The sequence below is a fragment of the Pseudomonas sp. GW821-FHT05H12 genome, assembly GCF_059419385.1.
On sequence record NZ_JBWKRS010000009.1, the window covers coordinates 154,039 to 179,754 of the forward strand.

General features: G+C 52.7%; 26 protein-coding genes. 5 read left to right on the top strand and 21 right to left on the bottom strand.

Features of this window, described 5'->3' with window-relative positions; translation table 11 throughout:
* The first annotated feature begins 115 nt into the window (after positions 1-115).
* Positions 116-373 carry a hypothetical protein gene (locus AC07SU_RS10735; protein ID WP_101270232.1) on the top strand — a complete coding sequence of 86 codons (258 nt, stop codon included), beginning with the start codon at positions 116-118 and terminating at the stop codon, positions 371-373.
* A 44-nt stretch (positions 374-417) separates the two neighbouring features.
* Here the strand turns inward: AC07SU_RS10735 and AC07SU_RS10740 are convergent, their stop codons facing one another.
* The 21 genes from AC07SU_RS10740 to antA form a co-directional block, all read right to left on the bottom strand.
* Positions 418-2,385: a DNA topoisomerase III gene (locus AC07SU_RS10740; RefSeq protein ID WP_101270234.1), complete on the bottom strand. Its 1,968-nt coding sequence runs from the start codon at positions 2,383-2,385 to the stop codon at positions 418-420.
* A gap of 240 nt (positions 2,386-2,625) precedes the next feature.
* Positions 2,626-3,081 (bottom strand): single-stranded DNA-binding protein, encoded by a 456-nt coding sequence (locus tag AC07SU_RS10745; protein WP_101270238.1) that lies wholly within the window; start codon positions 3,079-3,081, stop codon positions 2,626-2,628.
* Entirely contained in the window at positions 3,078-3,596 is a 519-nt protein-coding gene (locus AC07SU_RS10750) for a DUF3158 family protein (RefSeq protein ID WP_101270240.1), read from the bottom strand. Before AC07SU_RS10750 ends, AC07SU_RS10745 begins: the two co-directional genes overlap by 4 nt.
* Positions 3,593-4,348, bottom strand: coding sequence for a PFL_4669 family integrating conjugative element protein (locus AC07SU_RS10755; RefSeq protein WP_494996990.1), 756 nt, complete (start codon positions 4,346-4,348; stop codon positions 3,593-3,595). Before AC07SU_RS10755 ends, AC07SU_RS10750 begins: the two co-directional genes overlap by 4 nt.
* Positions 4,349-4,585: 237 nt before the next feature.
* The gene (locus tag AC07SU_RS10760) at positions 4,586-5,776 is read right to left on the bottom strand and encodes an STY4528 family pathogenicity island replication protein (RefSeq protein ID WP_101270247.1); all 1,191 of its coding nucleotides are present in this window, start codon (positions 5,774-5,776) and stop codon (positions 4,586-4,588) included.
* Positions 5,773-6,321 (bottom strand): DUF2857 domain-containing protein, encoded by a 549-nt coding sequence (locus tag AC07SU_RS10765; RefSeq protein WP_101270250.1) that lies wholly within the window; start codon positions 6,319-6,321, stop codon positions 5,773-5,775. The genes AC07SU_RS10760 and AC07SU_RS10765 overlap by 4 nt, the downstream gene beginning before the upstream one ends.
* On the bottom strand, positions 6,318-7,904 hold the full coding sequence (locus AC07SU_RS10770; protein ID WP_101270252.1) for a ParB family protein: 1,587 nt from the start codon (positions 7,902-7,904) through the stop codon (positions 6,318-6,320). Before AC07SU_RS10770 ends, AC07SU_RS10765 begins: the two co-directional genes overlap by 4 nt.
* A 14-nt stretch (positions 7,905-7,918) precedes the next feature.
* Complete coding sequence (locus AC07SU_RS10775) at positions 7,919-8,128, bottom strand: hypothetical protein (RefSeq protein WP_101270254.1); 210 nt, start codon at positions 8,126-8,128, stop codon at positions 7,919-7,921.
* Between the two features lie 80 nt (positions 8,129-8,208).
* Positions 8,209-9,054, bottom strand: coding sequence for a ParA family protein (locus AC07SU_RS10780; RefSeq protein WP_101270257.1), 846 nt, complete (start codon positions 9,052-9,054; stop codon positions 8,209-8,211).
* Between the two features lie 4 nt (positions 9,055-9,058).
* On the bottom strand, positions 9,059-9,283 hold the full coding sequence (locus tag AC07SU_RS10785) for an AlpA family transcriptional regulator (RefSeq protein ID WP_101270259.1): 225 nt from the start codon (positions 9,281-9,283) through the stop codon (positions 9,059-9,061).
* 115 nt (positions 9,284-9,398) lie between these two features.
* Complete coding sequence (locus AC07SU_RS10790; protein WP_101270262.1) at positions 9,399-10,148, bottom strand: hypothetical protein; 750 nt, start codon at positions 10,146-10,148, stop codon at positions 9,399-9,401.
* Positions 10,149-10,416: 268 nt separating this feature from the next.
* A complete protein-coding gene (locus AC07SU_RS10795) occupies positions 10,417-11,883 on the bottom strand; it encodes an aldehyde dehydrogenase family protein (protein ID WP_101270265.1) in 1,467 nt (488 codons plus the stop codon).
* A gap of 102 nt (positions 11,884-11,985) precedes the next feature.
* Positions 11,986-13,221, bottom strand: coding sequence for a dienelactone hydrolase family protein (locus tag AC07SU_RS10800; protein ID WP_101270267.1), 1,236 nt, complete (start codon positions 13,219-13,221; stop codon positions 11,986-11,988).
* Positions 13,222-13,243: 22 nt separating this feature from the next.
* The gene (locus AC07SU_RS10805; RefSeq protein ID WP_101270269.1) at positions 13,244-14,038 is read right to left on the bottom strand and encodes an SDR family oxidoreductase; all 795 of its coding nucleotides are present in this window, start codon (positions 14,036-14,038) and stop codon (positions 13,244-13,246) included.
* On the bottom strand, positions 14,035-14,616 hold the full coding sequence (locus AC07SU_RS10810) for a cysteine hydrolase family protein (protein WP_253397388.1): 582 nt from the start codon (positions 14,614-14,616) through the stop codon (positions 14,035-14,037). Before AC07SU_RS10810 ends, AC07SU_RS10805 begins: the two co-directional genes overlap by 4 nt.
* 11 nt (positions 14,617-14,627) lie before the next feature.
* Entirely contained in the window at positions 14,628-15,161 is a 534-nt protein-coding gene (locus AC07SU_RS10815; protein WP_101270274.1) for an aromatic-ring-hydroxylating dioxygenase subunit beta, read from the bottom strand.
* Positions 15,151-16,482 (bottom strand): aromatic ring-hydroxylating dioxygenase subunit alpha, encoded by a 1,332-nt coding sequence (locus AC07SU_RS10820; RefSeq protein WP_101270277.1) that lies wholly within the window; start codon positions 16,480-16,482, stop codon positions 15,151-15,153. The genes AC07SU_RS10815 and AC07SU_RS10820 overlap by 11 nt, the downstream gene beginning before the upstream one ends.
* Positions 16,483-16,500: 18 nt before the next feature.
* Positions 16,501-17,445, bottom strand: coding sequence for a PDR/VanB family oxidoreductase (locus tag AC07SU_RS10825; protein ID WP_101270279.1), 945 nt, complete (start codon positions 17,443-17,445; stop codon positions 16,501-16,503).
* A 121-nt stretch (positions 17,446-17,566) separates the two neighbouring features.
* Entirely contained in the window at positions 17,567-18,589 is a 1,023-nt protein-coding gene (gene antC, locus AC07SU_RS10830; protein WP_101270282.1) for an anthranilate 1,2-dioxygenase electron transfer component AntC, read from the bottom strand.
* Positions 18,590-18,605: 16 nt separating this feature from the next.
* Positions 18,606-19,097 carry an anthranilate 1,2-dioxygenase small subunit gene (gene antB / locus AC07SU_RS10835; protein WP_101270284.1) on the bottom strand — a complete coding sequence of 164 codons (492 nt, stop codon included), beginning with the start codon at positions 19,095-19,097 and terminating at the stop codon, positions 18,606-18,608.
* Positions 19,098-19,101: 4 nt separating this feature from the next.
* Positions 19,102-20,505 (bottom strand): anthranilate 1,2-dioxygenase large subunit, encoded by a 1,404-nt coding sequence (gene antA / locus AC07SU_RS10840; RefSeq protein ID WP_101270286.1) that lies wholly within the window; start codon positions 20,503-20,505, stop codon positions 19,102-19,104.
* Between the two features lie 785 nt (positions 20,506-21,290).
* Between antA and AC07SU_RS10845 the strand changes: the two genes are divergently transcribed.
* From AC07SU_RS10845 to AC07SU_RS10860, 4 genes are all read left to right on the top strand, one after another.
* Complete coding sequence (locus AC07SU_RS10845; protein WP_218274445.1) at positions 21,291-22,301, top strand: AraC family transcriptional regulator; 1,011 nt, start codon at positions 21,291-21,293, stop codon at positions 22,299-22,301.
* 580 nt (positions 22,302-22,881) lie between these two features.
* On the top strand, positions 22,882-24,342 hold the full coding sequence (locus AC07SU_RS10850) for a flavin monoamine oxidase family protein (RefSeq protein ID WP_253397384.1): 1,461 nt from the start codon (positions 22,882-22,884) through the stop codon (positions 24,340-24,342).
* Between the two features lie 10 nt (positions 24,343-24,352).
* The gene (locus AC07SU_RS10855) at positions 24,353-24,724 is read left to right on the top strand and encodes a c-type cytochrome (protein ID WP_101270288.1); all 372 of its coding nucleotides are present in this window, start codon (positions 24,353-24,355) and stop codon (positions 24,722-24,724) included.
* Positions 24,725-24,753: 29 nt separating this feature from the next.
* Positions 24,754-25,488, top strand: a complete 735-nt coding sequence (locus AC07SU_RS10860; protein ID WP_101270290.1) for a hypothetical protein — start codon at positions 24,754-24,756, stop codon at positions 25,486-25,488.
* Positions 25,489-25,716 lie beyond the last annotated feature (228 nt).

Consider the following 25,716-nt stretch of genomic DNA (forward strand, 5'->3'; position numbering starts at 1 on the left):
ATTGGCTGAAATCGCTGTGTAAGGCGACGTGGCTTCTATTCCTCCAGGAATCAGAGTCCGAGGTGGTCAGTGAGAATGAGCGGTCTGAAAGGGCCAAACTGAGGAACGGTTGAGCATGGAAGAGAAGAGCGAGAACGTCATGGATCAGATCTGGGATCGAACACTGGAGCTGTTCATCAAGATCCATGATTGCCCGGAGAACCCCGAACACTTCGACAGCCTTGTTCATTGGCTCAACGAAAATCCTGATCACCTGAAAGCGTTCAACGAACTGGGGCAGATATGGATTTCGACAGGCATCGCCCTGGCCCGTGAAATCGGACAACCCTTAATCGACTTAGAGAGGGATCAGTCACCGTTGATGATGCACTGACCACTACATTGACCCCAATGCTTATGTTGACCTCCAATGGCGCGTTATGGGCGAGGCGTATCTTTTTTGATCGGGGCAGTGCCCTTGCAGTCTGGGTAGCGGGAGCATGACCAGAACGGCCCTGATTTCCCCTTTCGCTTGATCATTGATGCATTGCACATGGGGCAGGTCGGCCCGGCTTTGATCGGTATCGACAAGGTGAGCGATCCATAGTGTTCGACCAATTGCGTAATCCAGTTTGCCTGCTTGGCGACGAATGCATCCAGGGTCAGACGTCCCGCTTCGATTTCGTCCAGCGCCTGCTCCCAGATCGCGGTCATACCCGGATCTGCAACCGCTATTGGTACCACTTCGATCAGGGTATGGGCAGCCGCCGAGGCCATTAAGGCGCGTTTTTTCTTCAGCAAATAACCGCGATCAATCAATCCCTTGATGATGCTGGCACGCGTGGCTTCGGTACCGATACCGGTGGTGTCCCGAAGTTTCTGTTTCAGGCGTGGATCGTTGACCAGCTTGGCCACATTTTTCATCGCCTTGATCAGATCGCCCTCAGTGAGAGGTTTGGGGGCGGCGGTGCGCATGGACTTGAGTTCGACGTCGTCCACTGCGCACTGCGTACCCTGTTGCAAGACGGGTAAGACTTGGGACTTGTAATTGGGCTCATCCTCCTCGGTGTTTTCGTAGAGCAAGCCTTTCCAGCCCGGAACCAGGATCTGTTTGCCAACAGCGGTCAATCGCTCTGCGCCACACTCCAGTTCGACCTGGGTCCGATCAAACTCATGGTGCGGGAGAAATTGCGCGAGGTAGTGGCTACGGATCAGTTCGTAGACTTGGCGCTCTAGTTCAGACATCCGCGCAAGGTTGGCCGACTCAGTGGTGGGGATGATGCCGTGGTGCGCAGTGACCTTGGCATCGTTCCACGCCCGTGACCGCAATGATCGATCGAGGCTTGCGAGTGCGTGCCGCAGTACGGGATCCGTTTTGAGCAGAGCATCGAATACCGCGGGTACCTCGTCGAACATACTTGCTGGCAAATAGCGGCAATCGCTGCGCGGGTAGGTGGTGGCTTTGTGGGTTTCATACAGGGCTTGGGCGATGTTTAGGGTTTCCTGAACGCCGAGTCCCAGCTTGCGCGAGCAGATCTCCTGGAGGGTGCTCAGGTCGAAGGGAAGGGGCGGCGCTTCGCGGAAATGCTCAGTCTGCAATGAGAGAACTGTGGCGGCGCAACCGTCAATAATTGTTTGGACTGCCTGACGGGCAAGCGTCTGATGCAGGCAACGACCGGCTTCATCTTGTCCTAAGCTGGGTGGTAACCACGACGCGATAAATGGTTGCCCCATGGAGGACAGGTGCACCTCCACTTCCCAGTAGGGCACCGAGACGAAGCTGGCAATCGCACGATCCCGATCGACCACCAGACGTAAAGTGGGTGTCTGGACGCGCCCAACCGACAGTACACCGTCGTAGCCCGCCTGCCGACCAAGAAGGGTAAACAAACGACTCAGGTTCATGCCGATCAGCCAGTCGGCGCGGCTACGGGCGAGGGCGGAGTGGTAGAGCGGGAAGGTCTCCTGACCAGACTTCAGCGCGGACAGTGCCCTGCGAATTGACGTCTCGTTGAGTGCGGACAGCCAGAGGCGCTGAACAGGGCCCCGATACTTGCAGAGCTCCAGCAATTCGCGGGCAATCATTTCACCTTCGCGATCGGCGTCGGTGGCGATGACGACGGTAGTCGCTTCACTGAGCAGGCGCTTGATGATTTTGAACTGTGCCGCAGTCTTGGGTTTGACCTCGACCTGCCACTGCGCGGGAGTGATCGGTAGATGATCCAGCGACCAACTCTTGAATTGTTCACCATAAGCTTCAGGCGGTGCTGTCTCCAGCAGGTGGCCGAAACACCAGGTGACGATAGTCTCGGGTCCGATCAGGCAGCCATTGCTGCGCCGGCTGGCTCCGAGAACCTTGGCGATGTCACGACCTTGGGAAGGTTTCTCGCAGAGGAAGAGACGCATAGAACTGCTCCGGATTGAGTTCGGAGCAGCGTTGTTGAAAACAGCGGTGGCGAGATATGAGAAACCTGAATGGCAGGTTCCTCATATTAGTCGGCGAGGGCAGCCTTGAAGATCCGAGACTGCTCCTCCATTTTAGCATGGACGACAGTGTGGGTCTTCACGAGCAGCGAGTAATAATAGGCCAGCAACTTCGCGCAAAGGCGCAATTTTTATGTCTGAAGTCTGTCAGCCCGTAGGTGGCTATCCTCTGCGCTTTTTGGGTTTCGACGCAGGTGAACTGGCCTGCTCTGTATTTTGCCCGGCGGGTGAGGCAGATGACGACGGTTCACTGGAGCGGTCCCGCATGACCATGCTGAGCACGCGATGAGGCAGGATACCGACGCGGCGGGCCTCGATCTTGAAGGTGACCCGTGCGTTGTCTTCGCTGTCCTCCCACTCATCGCGCACGGAGCGGCCTTCAACCAGCACGCGCATGCCTTTCTGGTACAGCGTGCTCCAGTGTTCAGCCTCGCGGTGCCAGAGCTCAACCGGCGCCCAATAACCGCCTCGATCTTCATAGCCGCCCTCGCGTGGCACGGGGTTGTCGAAGTAGACATTCAGCCGCAGCAAGCGCCGTGGCTCGTCATTGCCTGATGGAAATTCTTGGAACTCTGGCGCACTGCCGATATTGCCTTCGCCGACGAAAAAAGTACTCATCGTGATACCTCCACTGCGGTTGTGAACTGGCGCAGCAGCCGTTCGGCGCTGTCTATTTTGATCGCACAGGTCGAGGCCTGGCGGTAGAGCGAATGGACCACACTCATCTGTAGGTTCAGTGCAATGCGATCGCATTCGAAACGGTGCAATCCCTCGCGTACGACCTGCGGCAGGGCTTTGTTGCAGACCTGGTGTTCCCAGACCGCAACCCCCATGCGGGCGAAGTCACGGGTGCGCCAACGCAAAAAGGAGCTGCCCGCACTGGTGCTCTGCAGCACTAATCGAATTTCCAGCAGTGAGTAAGGGGGCTGTCCGGTCTGCTGCACCACTGCCTCCATCAGGTGACATAACTGCGCCTCTATTTCCCTCGCCACCTGCGCCAGGTGCTCCAACTCCCCCTTACCCTTAAAGGGCTTTAAAAGGCCTTTTAGGGAGGCGGCGTGTTCGAGCTGTCGATAGGCATCCGGTGTCAATGCTTCGAAGGGCATTGGTTGAGCCGGGATCATGGGATTCATCCTTCGTCCTCCGACTCATCCACTGTCGCAGATGGGGTTTCTGCTTCCTCTGCCAGCGCGTCATTGTCATTCACTGGCACAGCACCACGACGAATGATCGGTGGCGCGAACTGGGAGCGGCGATGCCCCTCAAGAATGTCCATCGGGGGCAAACCCAACTTCTCGATGGCCGCCAGGGCACGGGCGTTGTTCGCCGCCATGTCATCACGCGTGACGCCGGCATGCCGATAGCGCTGTGCCTGACCGAACAGACTACGCAGCAGATGGGCACCGTCGTCGATCCAGGCTTCCATGTCGACGCGGCCAATCAGGGCTGTGTGATGGGCCAATAGGGTACGACGTACCAGGGTGTCGTAGTCGGTCAGCAAGTAGACCGCCAGAAAACCCAGCTGGCTGCCGATGTACAACGGCAAGGTGACGGGGTGGATGTTGAGGTTGTCGCCCATGTCGATCTGTGTCGGTAGGTCCTGCCTGATCCGATCCAGCTGTTGGGTCAGTTCCAGCATCCCAGCCTTGGCCTGCATCAGTTTTTCTTCGAGTTGCACCATGGCCCAGTCGGCATAGGGATCGTCCTGGGCCGCGGTTTGTTTGATCAGGTTGGTGATACTGATGTAGCCGGCCATGCCCATGATCGAGTGGACGCCTTCACGTGCGTTTCGACCTTGCCAGATACGGGCGGCGTGGTGAGTGTGCAGGGTCAGGGTGATGCTGCTGCGCAATGAACCCAGATTGAGTTGATAGTGGTCGGCCACAATGTTGTCCTCGCGTTGGCTTGGACGGAAACGTTGCAACAGATGAGGGTCAAGGGCAGCCAAAAAGCTGAATGCGGTCTGTTCGGTTTGATCGGGTTATTTTCGGAGACGTTCGTGAGTGACGTCGGTGGCATCATTTCCAGGGATGGCGATGGCTGTAACGGCCGGACTGCGCAGATTCGATCCTTTGCGAACTCCCATTAGACCTCAGTAGATTTGATGCCACTGGCATCAAATCTACTGAGGTCCAGGGCGTTTTCCGCGCAGTTGCCGCAGCTCATTCAGACACGCTTGGGCGAGGGCGGAGGCGGGTTGACCCTGCTTTCGGGGTGGGCGTAATGGTGCATTGGGGGGCGGTTCGGTAACGGGTGAGGGCGCTATCTGACCTGCCCAAGGCCGAAAATCGCCGTTCAGTGCGCGCTGGATCAGACCCATCAGATACGCCGCTGGCTTGCGGATACCTCCAGCCGTACAGCGTGCCCCCGCTTCATTGAGCACCGCCTGACGATCCGCGGGTTTGAGCTTGTTCAGCGCCACGGCAACGGCCTGACGCTCGCTTGGACTCATGTGCAGCGAATCGGGCCAGTGCAGGTTATCCACCGCCGGGGTCGCGCGCGGTACAGTACAAGTACTTTCTTTTAATACGGTACAGGCGGCGTTCGGATTCCGAACAGCGCCGGAAACATTGGTGTTCAGGCTCGGTTCGGAATCCGAACGAGGTACCACACGATTCCGAACAAGGTGATCTTCCCCCAGTTCGGAATCGCGCATGCTGGCGTCGATTGCCTGATCCAATCCTTGCTGCATCCAGTGTTCGCCCCAACTATCGAGCCGTGTGGGTAGCTGACCTAAATCGATACGAGTGTCCTGGCGAACTTCTTCCAGAACATGCTGAGCGACAATGCGTACAGCCTTGGTCGCATGACCGAGGGCATGTCCGACCAGCTCGAGGTACTCCTGATCCAGTTCCATGGCTTCGGCGGGGGTTAACGGCTCATCGTGCAGGACGTACAGAGAACCTTGCAGGCGTCCGCTGAGCTGATCGCGCCCGCGACTCACCAAGCTGAGCCAGCGCGTCAGCCTGAGCATCGTCAAGACGCGAGCGATGGTTTCACGTGAGGTTGACGCGCTGTAGGGCACGCTAGAGAGGTAAGGCTGCAAATCCTCATAGCGCGGTGTGATCACGCCCTGGCCTTGGAGCATGAGTCGAAATACCTGCCAGGCATTACGTTCCAATGGTGTCAGCCGATGATCCAACAGCAGGCGACGCGGCACGACTTCATGTGATTGGCCACTGAACAGAAAGCCAGTCTGCAGAGCCTGGTTGGATGGTTGTTCAGTGGTAGCGCGTGCGGGCCTGCGGTCACTCAGCTGCTGGGTGCATTGCTGCAGGACACGCTGCCAGCGACTGGAAAGTGCGGTGTTCATGTTCCGTTGCTGTATTGGTTGATCTGCTGCCAAACGATAGTCAAGCTGATTTGTTGCTCTTCCGCCAGCATCATCATGGCGTCGAGCTGATCCCCGGTACCGTCTTGAGCGCGTAGCTGGCACCAACGCTGCCAAAGCGCATGTTCCTGCGCTTCGCTCAAATGCTGAGGGCGGCCCTTACGGGTTTCTATCTTGAGTAGTCTTCGGCGCAGGGCGGTTTCCGAATGCGCCAAGCCGAAGCATTGGTACATGATAGTGCTGCTGGCGCCTAGCTTGAGCGCGCGATTGATCAAGCGCTCGTTCTGCTCGTCGCGTTCGGCTTGCTCGATCAACCGATGCAGCAACGACGAGTCGATCTTGACCTCGACCCATGACACTGTGGCATGGGCCAGGCGCGACAGCGTGGTGGGCGGTAAGGATTGCAACAGATAGATGTCGTCCTCACCCAGTCCGAGTGCTTTGCAGCGTTGCAGATTACCCAGGCGCAGCTCATGCAGCACCTGAGTCAGCATGGCTTGGTTGAGCACATTGAAAGACAAGCTCATAGCAACTTCTCCGGTGACTCCGCTTCAGGGGGAAGCGTTAAGTCGATTAGACGTCGGGCCAGGCGTATCAGGCGAAACAGCTTAATCAACAGACTGTCAGGCAGTCGCTCCAGCCCCACGTCCGTGACTGGTCGATCTGGCAGATAGAGTTGATAGACCCCTAACAACAGTTGCCCGAATAGTGCGGAAGGTATTTGCTTGCGATCTTCCCAGTTCACCTCGTCTTGAGCGCGTAGCAGGGCCAGGAGCATTAGGTGAACGCCGGTCGAGCGAGGTGCTGAAAGATCGAGTCGCTCAATGTCCAACGCGAAGCCCAAGCCATGCTTTTGATCTATGATGCACTCGGCATCTCCGGCATAGGCCGCCATTTCCCGAGCCAGTCCTGCAATGCTTAAACGCAGTTGTTCGGGCGTATCCAGCGTTGGTGCGATGGTCCAGAGGTCGTCGATTGTGCAAGTTTCGAATGAAGACTCCGCTTCGGTAATGATCTCGCGATCGATTTGCTCACGAATCTGTTGAACGCGTGATAGGTGACTGACCGCAGGTAAAGTATTTGTTTCGGGTTCGTTGAGCCGTTCCTTTGAAATTGGCTCTATCTTGCTCTTGGCATCAGTTGATTCGGGTTTTGTATCGGAGTAGGGCAACTCTGCCGCAGTTTCATGCACGCTTGGCCGATGGCTGCTTTCTGAGGGCGTGGTGGGGACAGCCCAAGGCGTAGAGACGCCCCGTTGGGTATCGCTCAGCTCCAGGGCCAGCATACGGTAGGACTGTCCGAGAAAGTGGCTCATGCGTTCGAGCAATTCGTCCTGGATCTGCTCAAGATCAAAAGATTCAGGATCGCTATCGAAGTAGCCCATTGTCTCCAGCCAGAACTCTGCAAACGCGACTGTGGCGGTTGGATAGCGGTTCCAGGTTCGCTCAGCCTGACTACGTAGACCGATCAGACGTTCTATCTGAGGCTTACCCAAGCCGGCATACAGAGTTTGTGGAATGGCAGGTAATAAGTGTTCGAGGGTATCCAGCATCCGGCTGATATGCGACTGCGAAACCGGATAGCCTCCAGCGGCAAGACGTCGAGCCAGCTCCCGTTGTGAGAGCTCTGGGCCATCCGACTCAAGCATGGTTTTGAGTTTGGCTACTGCCAGGGCCCTTTCGATGAACGTGAGTTGGCCGTGCAGGTCGCTTTCCGCCAGATGGCCGAGTAGGGTGTTGGTTTCATTGCTCCAAGGTCGGAACAGGCAGTGAATCCGAAAGAAACGCTCGTCGCGAGTTTCCTGCCACAGCTCGCCGAGAATTGCTAAGCGCGTATTACCGCCGTTGCGGATGATGAAAGAGGTTTCACCCGGGCGACGGGTAATCGGTGGCGGTTGATCCAGCCCGCGTTCACGGATCGATGCCTTGATATCGTCATAAAGCGGGTTACGAATGAAGCGTGGGTTGTGTTCGTAGGGACGTAACTGTTCCAGAGTGACCAGCATGGGAGTGTCTATGACGGGATCGGACAGGCGTTCCAGTTCTGGACCTCGAGTGAAGTGGTCCTGGTGCAGCTTGTCGGTGATTTCCTCCTGACTGAGCTTCTTCATCTCAACCGCCTCGGTTAACGTCGGCTATGTAAATGGTCACCGACCTCGAATTTCACGATTTCGGCAGTCCCTGAACCTTCGAAATGTTCGGAGAGTTCTGCGAGGAACCACACCATTGCCGAGCGCCCACCTTGCAAACGAAAAACCACGGTGCAGTATTCCTCGCAAGCCGCGTCGCGTGGTCGAATGGAAGGCTGAACAACGATAGGAAACTGATCCAACATTAGAAAACTCCTTACCAAGCTCTATTTGCTTCAAGGTCGATCAAACAAAAAAATCGGTGAAATGCTGATTGGGTGATTTTTTATCGAGGCTCCGCACACCTCATTACCGAAGAGATCGCTTCACGCCATTCAGGGAATAATTCGATGGCCAGCGCCTGCATGACTTCTAGCGCAGATTGCGAGCGTCGGCGTTTACTCGACGGGCGAGCGTCTATTCGGTGGACCGGTAAGCCGAGGGAGGCGGCATTGAGATACGCCACCCTGTCCGGGATTACAGTGTCTAGCACCGAGATATTGGTAGCCTCTGCGAAAGTCGCCCGCAGGCTCCGGATGATCATCTGGGTGTCCAGTCGATTGACGTTCACTTGGTTTAGTAAGAGCCGTAACGGCGGCGGGTCTATACCTAGATGGCGAAACGGTTCGAGCTCACTCAGTAGCGTCAAGGTGCCCCGGCGCATTTCGCGGGCAGCGAGCATTTCCGGCGTGATGGGAGAGAGGGCGAGATCGGAGGCCAGGATTGCCATTTCCACCAGTACACTGCGTACTCCCTGAGTATCGATCAAAAGCAGGTCATAATTGAGACACAACTCGTTGAGCAAATTGTGCAGGCGCAGTCGTCCGTCAGGGGCATGCAGCAACAAGGTGCTCAGTCGACCTTGATCGTCGTTGGAGAAAATCAGGTCGAGACCGACGACTGCAGTCCTAGAAATTATTCGTTCAGGTATTGTTAGATTGAGTGCAATGAGCTCGTACGCACCTGCCTGAGCTTTCTGGCTCAATGAATAATAACTGGAGAGGGTGGGTTGGCTATCCAGATCCAAGAGCAGAACACGCAGGCCAGCGTCGGCCAACAGACCACCAAGATTGGCCGCTACTGTAGTTTTGCCTACCCCACCCTTGGTGGAAACCACAGAGACCACGTGCATCACCTCACTCCTGTCGCGAAAGGCGTTCTGCAATCCAGTGCTCGATTTCCAGTGAGTCCCAGCCAACTGCGCGCAGTCCAATACGCTTCGCCCGCGGAAACTTGCCTTCCTTCATTAGGTTGTAAATGTGCGCACGTTTGAAGCCGGTTTTTTGTTCAACCTCGTCACGTCGCATGATGTGGCGTTGGGGTTGAGGTGCTTCAACTGAGGTGACAGGTTGGTTGGACATGTTAGTCACTCCTGGCGCCAATTGGCGCGTGGTGGGAAGTGACATGGATTGAATCGCACAAGGCGGGATGAGTCATTGCATTGCAATCAAGCCCATTGCAACGCAATTGACTGGATCAGTTGTTTTTCTTGAGGCTACGATTGGCCACGGCAAACTTTTCATCCAGCGTGCGCTTGCTGAGGCCGGGGACATCTTTGTGGCGGGCGACAATGGCGTCAACGATGGCTGCTTGATTCGTGAATACCGAAAGAGGTTTTCCGGCAGGCGAACGGTCCAAGAGAAGGCTGACCAATGCCCCAATGATGTTGTGATAGGTCAGTTCGCTGCGCTCGCTGAGTTGACCATTCGTTTTGGCCAAGGCTTTGAGATCATCTCTTTCAAGTCCAATCGACTGGAGCTCTCCCAAGATTTCTTGAATGCGATGCTGTTGCGCTTTGAACGCTCTCGATAACTCATCTCGATCTGCTTTCAAGGAGAGAAAAGTTCCTAGACTGACCTTTGAAGGCGCATCTTCACCAGACTCGAATAAGAAACTGGGCTTGTGGTCGGGGTAATGAATCTCCATCCAACGGCGTAAGTCCGAATGGCGTATGGTCAGTTGATAGGGCTCTACATAGCTTCCCAAAGGAACAGAAATGCCGAGACAGCCATACGGCAGCTCACCATTGCGTATGGCGTCTAAAATCCTTTCGAAAGCCATGTGAAGATTGGGCCATTGGGGAAATAGGACTGCAAGCTTCTCGGGCTGAGACCAATCCGCCTGAACTATTTGGGATTCGTAGCGAGTGAGATTGCACCAGCGCAATGCTGCGTCTACAGGGCGATAGAAGCTTTTGCTATGTGGATTGAAAACATAAACGCTCATCTGCGGCGGACTTCCATTCCTAATGGGTAGGCCTCACACCGACTATCAAAAAATCAAAACTAGCTATTCACGCTAGCCTTTTCCTCGGTTGACCAACTCGGTGAGGTCACTCCATTTCCAGTTAAACGATTTTTTACGCGTAAAATTTCTCGGAAATAGTAGTTCTCGCTCAGTGCTCATTATTTCCGTCTTCTGAAACCCATCTCCAGCGACTGTGTGGTTTAGTGCAATGGCCCCAATCCGACAGGATGGGGCCATACATTGCTCATCAGATAGGGAAGGCACGCTCCCCCAGTTGTAAAGTCACCCACTTAAGCTCGGTCATGTCGTGAATTGAATAACGACCATTTTCCTTACCGTGACCGCTATCCTTGAAACCTCCGAAAGGCGCATTGGGGTCGTCGTCAAAAGAATTATCATTGATATGTACCGAACCCGCGTCGATACGAAGTGCGAAATCGAATGCCTTCTGAAGATCGTTTGTCACGATGCCTGAAGAAAGGCCGTAGGAAGTATCGTTTGCCAGCTCAATGGCGTGCTCGAAGTCTTTGGCCTTGTAGATGGAAACCAACGGTCCGAAGCTCTCTTCATCATAGACAGCCATCGACGGCGTGACGTCGGTCAATACGGCGGGTTGGAACAGGTTTCCCAGATATTCACCACCCGTCAGCAGAGTTGCACCTTTGGCAATGGCGTCGTCGATCTGACCACGGATAAATTCGCACTGGTTGGCGCTTATCAGTGGACCCACTATCGTGGTGGGGTCGGTAGGATCACCGCACCGAATGGAGCGGACTTTCTCAACGAACGCAGTGCAAAACGCCTCATAAATGCCGTCTTCGACAATGATCCGGGAGTTGGCCATGCACACCTGGCCCTGGTTGAAGAAAATTCCGAATGCAGCGGCGCTGACGGCATAGTCCAGCTTCGCATCATTGAGGATGACGATGGGACTCTTGCCGCCAAGTTCCAGGACAATTCGCTTCTGGAACCTCCCTGCCAGCTCGGACAGGTACCGACCGACTTTCGCCGACCCCGTGAAGGTCACCATTTTCACGCGTTTGTCTGAGAAGAACTTATCCCCTAACGCTTCATTGGTAGTGGGCAGCACGCTGAACACGCCTGGAGGGACGCCGGCTTCTTCCAGAATCTCAGCGAAGAGCAAACCAATCAGCGGGGTTTGCGGGGCAGGCTTCATTAGGAACGCGTTCCCGGCGGCCAGGGCTGGTGCAAGCTTTTTCCCGTTCAAGAGCAGCGGTGCGTTAAAAGGACCAACGCCCGCAATGACACCCAGCGGCTGCCTTATGGACATCGAGATACGACCCGCACCATCGGCAGGCATGGTTTCGCCACGGATATCCCGCGCCTGTCCTGCCGCTATACGAAATGTGCTGACCATGTAGTCGCATTCGAACATGGCTTTGCCGAACACATTGCCACCTTCCTCGATGAGGATCTTCGCAATGTCGCCTCGACGACGTTCGATGATGTCCGCAGCACGGCAGAGAATGGCTTCGCGCTCCTTGGCGAGGGTTTTCCCCCAGGCCTTTTGCGCCTCGAAGGCTGACGCGATAGCGCTATCGATGTCTGCTGCCGTTGCAAGCTTCACACGTGCAATAGCTTTTTGGGTGTAGGGGTTAATCACGACCTGTTCCGGCTGGTCTTCGCTCTGCCAGGATTTACCATTGATATAAGGGTGGTAGATTTTTAGGTCTTTTAGGGCTAAGTCGGTCATTGCAGCACACCTATGGGTCATGTTTGCGCAGTAAATTATTGTTGAAGTAACGAACTGGATATGGGCTGCGCGTCCCTGTCCTTAGGACTCTCCAGCGGCGCATTACAAGGCTTCGCTATTCTTCCAATTATTCATCAGCGTATTCGAAGGCAGTGCCTCATCCAGAAGCTTCTGCGCAGTGATCACGCCTGCGACAGGCAAGCCTTTCGGGTCAAGAAGACCGACCTGGACCAGCAGACTCGCTTGATCCCAGTAAATATGCTCGTGATAGAGCTTGTCGCCCCTGAATCGGACGACCCCCAGCATGGGGATTTCGACATACTTTCCGGTAGGCGCCACGTTCGGGAGCATCCAATCGATCTCCGTCGTGTGGGTAAAACACATGATGAATTCATCGACGATCTGGAGCGCACCGACCGTCCGGGAAAGGGGGATCAGTTTCATGTCCGGCGGGTTTCCGTGGACAAAGTGGTGCTGATAAAAACGACTCAGTTGCTTGCTGCCAACCCCACCAGTCATCGTCGGAATGTGGTTGACGTAGGGTTCCGAGACCATGGTTGCCATCGTTGCAGGAACGTCCCGAGTATCGAACTCATGCTTTACATGCTCGTCCCACAAATCAGAAAGGTTGAAGTTTGGACCAATCTCCCGCTTCAACGCGGCGATGGTTCTTTCGTGGGCCATAAGGGCAGCGGGTTTGTCGAAGTGGTCACTACCTACACGTGCAAAAGCATGGTCGACATTCGGATAGACATAGATCTCCGAGCCTTTACTGCCTTTTAATGCTGAGCTGATTTTGGCGCGGGCTCGGGCGTCGCAGTAAGCATCGTTTTCGGCAAAATGAAGAACCAGCCGCCCCTGGATGTTATCCACTTCGTCGAGATAGTTTTCGATACCCATGCCATAGAAACCGACGGAGCAAGCAGCCTTGGTGCGTGTGGCCGTGAGATACGCCAGTTTGCCGCCCATGCAGAAACCGACGAAACCCAAGTCATCACCTTCGACCTGGTCCAGGGTCTTGAGCTTGGCAAAGCATGCAGAAATATCATCAACAGCCAGATCCAAATCCAGGCGCTGGAAGAAATCGATCGCTTTTGCAAAATCCTGTTCCGTGTAACCGAGGTCGACGTCCCGCTCCATTCTCCAGAACAGGTCGGGCACCAGTACCACATATCCCTCTTCAGCATAGAGGTCTGCAACGGCCCGCATATTTGCGTTGACGCCAAAAATTTCCTGACCAAGAACCAGTCCCGGGCCTTTTCCGCTCGCGGGAACAGCAAGATAGCCGCGAAACGTTTGTGCTTTGTCCAGGGTCTGGATACCGATGAATTCGCCCATTTTTATGTTCCTCTCGATCAAACTATTGAGAATCGGAATGACGCTGGAACCACACACGAGGTGATATACCTCTGTCTGGACCCAGGATGGAAAAACCTCCATCTACAGGTATATCCACACCGGTCATCCAAGAGGCGCCGGGTGTGCAGAGAAAAGCGACCACATTCCCGACTTCCTCACCGCGTCCGATACGCCCTAGAGGGTGGAAGTCAGCGCCGACGCGGTCAGCGAGCGCAATATCGTTATTGGTCAGGTTGGCTACGGTTGGGGACCAGGTCCACGCCGGTGAGACGCTCAGCACGCGCGTGCCCCTGGGTGCCAAGCTCACGGCGAAATTCTTGGTCAATTGAAGCATCGCGGCTTTAGACGCAGGGTAGAGTGCGCGGCCTGCTGCACCGAATTTCCCACCCGTGCTGGTGATGTTCACTATCGTGCTGCCAGGCTTTAGAAGCGGAGATACTTTTTGCACGAAGATGGCGGCAGAGATGACGTTGACGTTCAGGCTTTTGTGCCAATCTTCCCTTGAAGACTGGATGCCCAAATCAGTGTAGATACATGCGTTATTGACCAGAATATCAATTTTCCCGAATTGATTGATTGTATTGTCAATGCACTTATCAATATCTTGATCGTTTTCCACGTCGCACTCTGTATAGGAAGCCCATGGACCCAGCTCGTCGCATAATGTTCTTCCGGCACTGGCGTTGCGACCAACCAGCATGACTTCCGCCCCTTGGGCTATCATGACTTTAGCAATATCCAGACCAAGTCCCTGGGTGCTTCCCGTGATGATTGCGACTTTTCCTGTCAGGCTCATGATTGCACCTTGAACAATTGGTCAACGCTGGAAATTTCAGCGATTAAGCTCATGCTATTAATCGACGCTTGATGCGCCGCCGGTTCTGCGGCAGAGCAGGCATCTGCAGGGACGACTACGTGATAACCGCAGTCCACGGCGTGCCTTACGGTACTTTCCACTACCGAATGAGTTGCCACGCCGGCAATGATCAGCGTCCTCGCGTTAAGCATGTTTAGAAGTGCTTCCCCATGCGTCCCGTAAAACGCATTGATCCGCTTGTGGGTAATGATGAATTCCCTGCCGTTTTCATGGGGGCTCAACGCGTCGAGGAATTCGGCGCCCCACGTGCCGTCAATCACGGCACCTATCTTCTTTACGTTCTTCAAGATGGGCGCGTTGGCAATCAAGTCGGAGTAATCACCTCGATACGCGACACGCGCATGGAGGATGGGCCAGCCGTTTAATCGCGCGCCACGAAGTAATGCCGTCGCAGAGGCAATCAGATTCGCGCGAACGGCCCCATCTTCGTCCATGCCTACCTTGATACGTCCTTCCGGATGCAGGACATCATTCTGATAGTGGAGCGCGATAACCACGGGCCGCTCCATCAGACAAATACCTCCAGGTTGGCAAACACATCATTGCAATTGACCAGGTCAACACGCTTGAGCTTGATCTTCCAACCTTCCACTTTATTGCCGGCAAGTTTGTAGGTGTAACGCCCGGCGAGCTGACGTTGATCCAAGCGCCATTCCGTGGCTTGGAACACCGCGCTGACCACAAGGTAATCATCCTCGTCCAGACCTTCGATGCACACATTCCCAACCAGGTGCGCTGTTTGAGTTTGTGGTTGCTGTGACCAGTTACGCGCATTCTCCACGCGACGAATACGCGTCTCGCGCAGCATGCGGTTTTCCCAGAACAGGGAAATATGATCGAAAGGATTTACCTGGTTATGCTTTTGCGGCACCCAATACATGCCATCGTCGGTAAAGAGTTTGTCCCACTCCCAGAACTTCCATGTATCCAGCAGACGAGCTTCCTTAAACAGAAACTGCTCGACCGAGCGAAGGGTGGCTTCTTCGGCAAGTGCAGGCTTGAGGTCGGATGTATTTACGTTGAAAGCGCGGTCAAGCAACATTATTGCTCTCCTTGGCGATAATTGTTCCGGTCATGAACTTTTTCCAGGCTGCAAACTGATTACGCATGGGCAGTTCGCTGGTGCCATTGGTAGAGACTGCACCGTCTTCAAGAAGGGTGTCGGTGCCGACATAACGGTGCATGCTGATCCAGTTGCCGCCTCGGGTCATGTTGCCCTCCTGGCAGCGTGCATACACTTCAACGTCGTCCGGCATGACATTGGAAGAGGGGGAGTTGATGACGTTGGCGTAAGTTAGTGCCCGATCGAACACTACATCTGGGGCACCTTTACAGCGGAACGTCTGGATCTCCACCATGGTTTTATCGACAGCAACCGGGCGGATAACCCGAAATTGCATGAAGACGGTATGAGGCGATCCGCTGCCGTAAATCACGGTGTTATGGCGGTTCATGCCCATGATTTCACGGGCGCGGTCCGCTCCGTAGGCTTCGCTCAAACATTCAAAGTGCGCGCGGGAAACTTCGTCCTTCTCGGCGGCATCCGGATCGAAGATCGCCTCCATGTAGCCATGGCCATTATGGTAGGCGCGCAGTTCCAGCTTTTCCCAGAAGTCATAGGGCTCGCCATTGCCATCCATGATCAGCAGTTCGAACGGCATCTCGCCGATGGCTTCAGCCTGTTCCCGAGCTGCATCGACTGATGACTCGTGGGTGACACGTGCGTGCATGGTGTCGTGGAGGTTTTCGTAGAAAACTTTCCAATTGGAACGTTGTTGGACGCGGAAAATACCGCCCGCTACTTCAAGCTCACCCACCGGAGATCTGTCGCACATGTTGTCGATGGAGCTGACGACGCCGCCAAGGAACGTCTTCAGGTCTTCGCCGTAGGACGCCTGGCTGGCGAATACGAAGCCGCGGTAGCTATCGACCCTGGCCACACTGGCCATGGAGAAATCCGGATGTTTCGGGTCATAGCATGTGCCCTCGAAGCCGCTCTTCAGCGGCGCCGACAGGTGAGTGCCGTCCAACTTGAATGTCCAGGCGTGGTAGGGGCAGCGGAAGAATTTGCCGACATTGCCGTCACCGTCCGCCACCAACTTTGCGCCTTTGTGAGGGCAGCGGTTGTAGTGGACGTTTACTTTGCCGTCAGGCGCACGAACCATCACCACATCCTGGTCGCCGATCCGGGTTGTGTGGTAATCGCCAGGGTTCTTTACTTGACTCTCATGGCCCACATAAATCCAGGCATGCCCATAAATTCGCTCCATTTCGAGTTGAAAGAGAACAGGGTCGGTGTACACGCTTTTATGAACGCTGTCGGGCCGGATCAAATCGGCAATTTGTTCATTGCTGGGAATCATTGTTCGCTCCTTTACTTATTAGAGGTCAAGTACCAACTTGGCAGTCTTGGCACGAGAAACACAGGTGCAGAAGGCGCCGCCGGAGCGCTCGCGATCAGACAGGCAGATATCACGGTGATCGGGTTCACCCTCAATGACTTGAGTTACGCATACTCCGCAATCACCACGTCGGCAGTCGAACATCGGGTCCAGGCCTGCCTCGATCATCACGTCCAAGAGGGTCTGGCCTGTGTTCACTGCAAGCGTTACTCCACTGGCGCGAAGTTCTACTTCAAACGCTTGGTCGCCATCTTCTTCAAGGGCACCGGCGAACAGTTCGTAATGGATGTGATCTTCCTGCCAGCCAAGTTCCCGAGCGATTTGTATGACCGAGGTGATCATCTCTACGGGGCCACATATATACAGATGAGTGCCTTCGGATGGTGTCGCCAATACAGTGGATGCGGCAAAACGTTTGCTGGCGTCTCCGCCGCTTATCCAGCATTGGCTGTTGCCCAAACACTGGACTTCATCCAGGTACGCCATGTGGGTGGCATCGCGGCCAGCGTAATGCAGGGTGAAAGCCTTTTTGGACGCTTGCAGTGCGCGGCCCATGCTCAGCATCGGTGTAATACCGATTCCACCGGCTATCAACAGTATGTGTTTCGCCTCGTCGACCAGTGGAAAATGATTGCGAGGTGTTTCTACCTCAATGACTTGACCTTCAGTAAGTGTATGTACCCACTTCGAACCTCCCGTGCTTTTGTCATCGAGTTGCACGGCTATTTCATAGTGGTCGCCTGCCGACACATTCACGATTGAATAGGCACGCTTTTGCTTTCTATCACCTGGGATGTGCAGCTCAAGGTGGGCGCCTGGGGTAAATTCAGGCAGCCGCCTACCGTCATGAGCAACTAATACCAAGCGTCGAATGCGGGGAGTAAGCGCCTCAATGCTTTCTATTTTTACTGATAAAGTGGACATAAATAACCTGCGTACATAACTAGCAGTCAATAAAATCAGCTGGGCTTGCGGTGCCGCTAATCATTAAAACAATGCAAATCAGGGAAGTCTTCCCCGCGTTATCGGCAGTGTTTGAATGAACCTAGGTATTGCTTTCCGTAAACTTTTCAAAATACATTCTGACGAAAGTAAGTTTTTTTTCCATGTGCCAGGTTTTTACAGACTCTACCATTGGGGGAGGGCCGCACATATACAGGTCAAAGGGGCTGTCTGAATCCTCAAAGGGGGCGAGGTGTTCAGGAATAAACCCCTTTTTACCCTGCCAATCGTCAGCGGCATTGCTGAGGACCGGTGTGAAATCGAAGGCTTGAATCGTTGATTTATACGCCTCGATACGCGGAATCTCGCACAGGTCCTGTTCTGTCCTGACGCCATAGAAAAGATGGACAGGGAACCCGGCCCCACCTTGCTCTGCCAACTGGTCGAGCATGCCGAGGAAGGCGGACAGTCCGGTTCCGCCTGCGACCATCAACACCGGACGGTCGATATGTCTTAGGTAGAAGGCTCCCAATGGCGCCTCCATCTTGATGATGTCGCCTACTTTGCAACGATCGCGCACGTAGTCGGTCATGACCCCGCTGGGTAGAAGCCGAACCAGAAATTCAAGTGTTCTACTTCCGGGTGCACAGGCAAACGAATAGGAGCGACTGTGACCGGTGCCCGGCACTTGCAGGCGCGCATATTGGCCGGGTAGATAATTGAGTGGAGCAGCACCGGAGGCCAACTCTACCTTCAATATTGCGGTGCTATCAGACACTTGAATGACGTCAGTGACAGTCGTTATCAATTCCGAGGTTCCAGTACTTCCACACAGTGTCGAGTCGAAGTCGAAATAGAAGGATGCGTCGGATAACACCCTTGTTTGGCACGATAGAATCTTGCGATCCGCTAAGTCCTGTTTGGAAAGGGCCTCTTCGTCTACGTAATCCTGAGTGTAACTTCCGGATTCACAACGGCCTTGGCAGGTCGCGCAAACCCCTTCGCGGCAGTCCAGAGGGATTTTGATCCCACTTTTGAGCGCAGCGTCCAGCAAAATTTCGTTAGGCTGGACGGGGCAAAACAGTGTTTTACCGTCGGCGAAGTTCAACGCAACCTTGTACATGATTTAACCTTTCTCGGACTTAAATATGGTAGAAATCCAGCACTGAATTGATCTTGTCATTCAGCAGCACGCTGTGCTTTTTGGAGATCAACCAGCTATCGCCATGCGGTCGAAGCGTGTAGGTAGCACGCCCGAAGAATTGCTCAGACAAGGACTGGCGGTAATACAAAGTCTGCCAATTAACGCGCACTTCAAGATCGCCACCCTCCAACGGGTTAATCCGCACGTTATTTATTTGATGCAATGTCCTTGGCAGCGGTGTCGCAGAGGCCGCTTTGCCTGTACGAATTCGAAATACCCGGTCTTCCAGGCCCCCGCGATTGGGATAATAAATCAGCGACATCTCGCGCTTGGGGTCGGTGGTGTAGATGTGCTCGGAATCCCATTGGGGAAGGTGGAACACGCTATCTTCGCTAAATAGCGCGAGGTAGCCGTCCCAATCCTGGTCATCGCAAAGCTCTGCTTTCTTGTAAAGGAATTGTTCTATTTGATACTGAAGTTCGACGTTCATTGCCTTATACCTCCTTCAACTTCAGCGCTTGGGCATCGGCTGCTTTGCGCGCCAGACCATTGAGCAGGAACTTCTGCCAGTTGCCGTGTTGATTCACGTATAGGCCTTCATGTGTAAATTCGGCCCCGATCATGGCGGGAGAAATGCCAATGGTGTCCGTGTTTTTCGTCGGTCCTGTTGTCCACTTGTCGCGACCACGGGAGATGTCGCTCCAGCGCTCCAGGCGCGCCTGGAATCCACGCTGCGCTTCACGAAACTCGACGAGGTCGTCGGGAGTTCCCATGCCGGACACATTGAAGAAGTCTTCGAATTGGCGGATGCGGTTTTCGCGGTCGGCATCGGACTCGCCTTTCACTCCAAGACAAAAACTGTTGATTTCAGTCTTGTTCCACGCAATCGGTCGGATGATCCGCAGTTGTGAGCTGATCTGATCAAGGAAGAACATGCTCGGATAGACGTTCAGATTGCGTAGGCGATGCATCATCCACTCGGCTTTGTCCTGGCCGTATTCCTTCACCAGTCGCGGCATAATGGTTGCGTACCCTGGGCGAACCTCCGGGTTCGGCATGTCGCTGAACAAGACACTGTGGCCGTTGTTGAAGGCGAACCAGCCATCGTCGGTTTCGGCATCCCCTGCGCCTAGCTTGCTGTAGTCGAGGAATTCGCCGGCGTTATGCCCCTTGGAGGCGTTAACTTGCTGACGGTGTTGCACGGTCGACACATAGTTATAGTGGACAGTGCTGACGTGATAGCCATCAAGACCATTCTCGTTTTGCAGCTTCCAATTACCATCGTAGGTATAGGCGGATTTGCCCGGCAGCACTTCCAGTTCGCCAGTGGGCGATTGGGCGACCATCATATCGAAGAATACTTTGGCATCGCCCAAGTAATCTTCAAGCGAATCAGTGCCATTCACGTCAAGGCTGACGAAGACGAAACCCTTATAACTTTCGATACGGGCTTTCTGCAATCCACGAGTGGCTTTATCGAAGTCTTCCCCATATTCAGCAGGTGCCTTGACTTTTACAAGTCGCCCATCGCTCTTATAACACCAAGCATGGAAAGGGCAGGTAAAAGTCGACTGATTACCTTTGCCGACGCGAGTCAAAGTAGTGCCACGGTGTTGGCACGCATTAATCAAAGCGTTTAACTTGCCCTCGCCATCACGCGTAATAATAAGTGGCTGACGGCCTGCTTGCATTGTAAGGAAGTCGTGTTTGTTTAGGATCTCGCTTTCGTGGCAGGCATAGATCCAGTTTTTTTCGAAAATCAATTCCATTTCCAGATCGAAAAGTTCTGGCTCCGTGAACATATCACGGGCAATGCGATAGATGCCTTCCTCGCTTCGAAAATCCAAGCAGCTCTCGATATATTCTTTCCATTGGTTAATATCACGCATACGGCTCATGGGTAGATCCTCAATCGTGCGGTTATGCAGGGTTCCTATTAGAGGTGGCGGGCGCCGATTGGTCTATCCAATTTATTGATGACTTAAAGCCACTTAATGAGATTAGAAACATCCGAAATGAGAGCAGCAATTTGACGATTGCCGTAATTGATAGTGATAATCATTGTTGTTTGTGGGGGGGGTGTTACTTGTCTTGAGTAGAATGGTGTCGACCCGTTATTCAGGGCAATTTTCTCCGGTAGGATGCAGGGCAAATTCGTTTGTTTTGATCATGAATGGTGCTCGCAATAATGCTTCAGGTGGAAATTACGGGCTATATAGGCGAAGTTGTCCGATTATTCCGCTGATACTATCCAAATTGGTTGGCTTTAATGAGGGGGTGGCTCGGTGGCATACGTCTTCGAAACCGCTATCCTGAGCCAGTTTTTCGGGCTGCATTTGGATCGTTTCCGGATGACGCCAGGTGATCAAGAGCTGTCGGAGCCGCTGTAGCGTCACACTGAGCTACGAGGCATCTGTTACCTAGTCTGGGCAGTCGGGAATGATGGTAACGACGTAGGTCTAGTCGCTAAAAAAATGAGCACTGTTTTGGTGCTATCGAATAATTTATTGATCTGAATCGGCCCAGGAACTGATTTTTTTGAGTGGGGTTATCCGTAAATTTTCATATTGATATCCCGATATTTTTTTTCCTAAGGTTGAGCGGTTCGTCGGCACAACACTTGCTTGGATAGCGCTGAGTCACGCCGATTAGAGCGTGAAAAAATAGCCGTGAGTGCCTTATCATGCAAACGAATAGTCACGTCGTTGGTAATATTCGTGTTGATCAATTTGATTTTTCCGGCGCGCAAGCATGGATGGAGCGAATTTGCGGGCCGCATTCGCTCCGGGCAACCAAACCTCAGGATATCCGGTTTCGTCATAGTGCTAAGGTTTTTAACAGTTTTTCCACTGCGCTAGGTTTTATGGAGTATGGCGCTGACGTCACTGTAAGAATTGAAGAATCTGATTGTTTAAATAGTTACAGCCTCAGTCTCCCGTTGATGGGAGAGCAAAAGCTAATGAAAAATGGTAAGTTGTTTAACTCTTATACAGGTAGCGGTTTAATTGTTTCTCCGCACGAAACACAAGAGTTGTGGATGGCTGGTAACTGTAGAAAACTCTCTATTGTAATTCCTCGGATGTCTATGCGGCAGACACTTGAGGAAATGCTTCATCGTACCCTAGACGTTCCTCTTCGATTTGAACCTGTTATTGATGCAATTAACGGTGCTACAGCTTCGTGGTGGCGCTTAGTGCGAAACTTCGCAGAAGAGTTTGAGCGCGGCGGTGGTGTGTTTGAGCATGCTATATTTTCTCGAGATATTGAGGCTGCTCTGATCAAAGGTTTAATTTTGTCTCAGCGCAATAACTATAGCGACCTTATAAATGAGCACCTTCAGTGTCAGCTCCCTTATTATCTTATAAAGGCGCGAGATTATATTCACAATAATGCTCGTGAAAATATTTGTCTGGAGGATATAGAGCGAGCTTCGGGCGTATCAAGGTTCAAGGTTTTTGATGGTTTCAAAAAGTACTTCGGTATGCCGCCTATGGCGTATCTAAAAAAATACAGGCTTACTGCCGTTCGTAGAGAGATTTTAGAGGGTGGTCCGGTTAAAAGTTTGTCACTACTTGCCACTGACTGGGGCTTCAATCACTTGGGAAGATTCGCGATTGAGTATCGTAAACTATTCAATGAAACACCGAGTTCGACATTGCATCGCGGTGAAATGAATAGGGAAAGGTTTCTCTGATATGGGACGGCTTTTCTATGCAAGAGATCTTTGGGGGCTGGTGTCAGTGTCCGAAGCTTGCATTTCGCTATTAGCGACGTCGGATAAGAGCTCGATGTGGTGACTGAGTGACCTTTGGCTAGAAGTCACGAGAGTTCTAGTGCTATAGCCAAAGGGGTTGAGTTTGTAGAAGGGCTTTAGAGTATAGTTTCAGTCATACAGATCCATTTCTAACTGTGGCAGGTAGCGACTTAGCGAGCTACCGCGCTTAACTGTGGGGGGGATTTCTCTAAAGCTATTGCCGGTTTAAGCATGAATTTACAAGTCGAAATCAAAATAGCGCTGACATATCTCTATAGTGCGGTGTTGAGTTGTCAAAATCGGCCGATTTTTTGGATGAGAATGAAGTATAAATAGGATAGACGTCATAGGGGTTTTGACGTCTAATAAATTTGCATTAGTTAGATCTGTGGGTTTTATGTGGTGCTGGGATTTGTATCTCTTGCGTGCTAACTGCTGTCGAAAAGCATATAACTCTAGTTGATGGGTTGTTTGTCCGACTGCCTGGGAATTAAACCAATAAAGTAATGGCGAGACTTAAATGACTGACAACGATAATGACTTATTAAAGGCTACTTACAACCGTCGCCAAACCCTAAAAGGGATTGCCGCAGGCGCCACCACAGTGCTTGCCGCTTCTGTGCTGAATTCTGCGATGGCAAGTTCGATAAAGCCTGCGCCCGATGTTCCGGAAAAAACTTCGGCTGACGGGGGCTACGACACGATTATTATCGGCGGCGGTATGGCGGGGGCTACAGCAGCAAGAGAGTTGGGAACTCGAGGCAAGAAATGCTTAGTATTAGAAGCGCGCAACCGAACAGGTGGCCGCACTTTCACTACAGAGGTCTTTGGCGAGCGTGCAGACGTTGGTGGTCAATGGATCCACTGGATCCAGCCGCATGTTTGGGCGGAAATGCAACGTTATGGTTTGCAGCTGCTTGAAACGCCAGGTGCAAGTCCAACTGCTTACGGTGTTGTGGTAAATGGTAAGCTCGAACCCTTTGATCCTGCTAAGGCCTTTGAGCTGTTAAACCTAGGCATGCAAGTGTTTAGTAAGGATGTGATTGATCTGTTTCCTCGTCCCTATGACCCAAATTTCAATCCGGACTCCTTAAAGACCGATAATATTTCTATTGCTCAGCGAATGAAACAGATCAATGTTTCTGATGAAACCCGAGCAATTCTCGAATCTTATTTCACTACTGCTGTGAACGGCCCTATCGAGCAGGCTGGGTACTTGGATCAGATTCATTGGTATGCGCGCGCAGGCAACGATATGGATCGTCTGTTACGGGCGTGTACTCAATATAAAATTAGTACCGGTACGTCTTCGCTTATTGAATTGTTGTTTCGTGACAGTCGTGCTGAAGTAAAATTGAATACGCCAGTGCAAAAGGTGGAGCAGTCTTCGCGCGGAGTAAAAGTAACTGCGGAAAACGGCAAAACCTATTTCGCTAAGTCTTGCATCGTCGCGTTGCCTATGAACTGCTGGAACGATATTGAGTGGTTGCCTGCTCTATCTCCAGGAAAAGTAGCTGCAAGTAAAGAACGGCACGTGGGTTCTGGTTTTGAATTGAAGGTTAAGGTTAAGGGCAACAAAGGTAGCTATCAAGGTATGGCATCCTCCGGATATCCTATCAACTTGGTATATACCGATTATATTTCTGACCATCATACCAAGTTTGTAGCTATGGGATATTCAGTGCCCGGCTTCGATGTAAACGACGACGATAATGTTCGTGAAGCATTTACTCGTTTGTTACCGGGAGCCGAAATCATGGAAAGTTTCGCCTACGACTGGAATTCCGACCCGTATTCGAAGGGGACCTGGTGCGATTACAAGCCGGGGATGTGGAGCAAGTATGGCGAGGATATGCGCAAAGACGAGGGCCGCGTGGTTTTTGCTGGCTCCGACATAGCCAATGGATGGCGGGGGTTTATCGACGGTGCGATTGAAACAGGATTGCGGGCGTCAAGAATTGTATTGAAGCAGTTGGGGTGAGGGGCTTCAGATGAAAAAAACAACACTGGTTCTGACTTTTATGTTGGTTTCGAATTTGGCAGAAGCGGATACTGCTAACTGTTCGCCAGAGACCGCAGAAAAAGCGTGGGGGAAGTGTGCAGCTTGTCATTCTCTTGCAGAGGGTAATAACTCGATGCTGGGCCCGAACCTACATGGCGTTATTGGCCGAAAAGCGGGCTCGCTCGAGGGGTTTATTTATTCGCCAGCGATGAAGGCCTCGGATGTAGTGTTTACGATCGAGAAGCTTGATGCGTTCTTGGCCGCTCCCCAAGATGTAGTGCCTCAAACGCGTATGCCTTTTAGCGGCCTTAAAAACCCCGAAGACAGAGCGGCCGTTATCTGCAAAATAAAGTCCACTTAACCTTATAAATATAGATTGGAGCACCCATTGTGAATAGTTTAGACAAACAGCTTGTTCTCAGTAGAAATAGGCTGGTCTCAGTGACCAGTTGGTTAGCTATTTGTTTCTGTATGTTGACAACATACTTGGCAATCCAAGCCGGTAGTTTCGAATATGAGGCCGCTGGTGATGTTGCCGCGCAGTTGCAAGTTGGTGTCGCAGGCGCTGCCAACCTCAAATGGATGATGCTGAGCGATACGTTTGGTTTTTACCTATTTAGCATTCCTGCTGCTATTTATCTATGGATGAACTTTAAGCAGGAAAATCCGTTTCTGGTATCGCTGGCAACAGTTGCAGGCATATTTTTCGCATTGGTAGGTGCTATTGGTGCATCGATTCTGTCTGTAGCGTGGCCTGTGCTTACGATTGCAACAGCTACCGCATCGGATCCTTCCGCCGCTCAAATTTACACGGAGCTTTTTCGTGTAATCACCATGTTTGTTCAGGACGGCATGTGGGGGCGTTTAGAGTTCTTCCTTTCCGGGGTCTGGTACGTAGGTCTAGCGTTGGTCATTTGGCCGCACCGTAAAGGCTTCGCTACTGTAACTTTTTTGAACGGCTGTTTTGGGTTGTTATCGAGTGCTGCGAAAATACTAGATGCCGGTGAAATTGCCGGCTTGGGTCTCCAGGGTGTTCTGTACGCAACCCCTATCTGGTTCTTTTGGCTCGGCGTATTGGCTTGGAAAGGCAAATCAACTGTTGCCCAATCTTCAGGGCAGCAATAGCTAGTTTCGCAATAGGATGCTGCCACTTGCAGCATCCTTTCTCTCATGTGGAACCTCGTTGCAATTTACGTTAGTGATCAAGTTAAGAAGATTCATAACTACGTAAACAGTAGTGGGGACGATTCCACTTGTTTACGCCGTTTTTTTCGATTTCCTGGGTAGCTTGAAATGATTTATTGAGGAGTGAATCGAATCTTCGATTTGCTTAAAAATAAAAAGCCTAATATG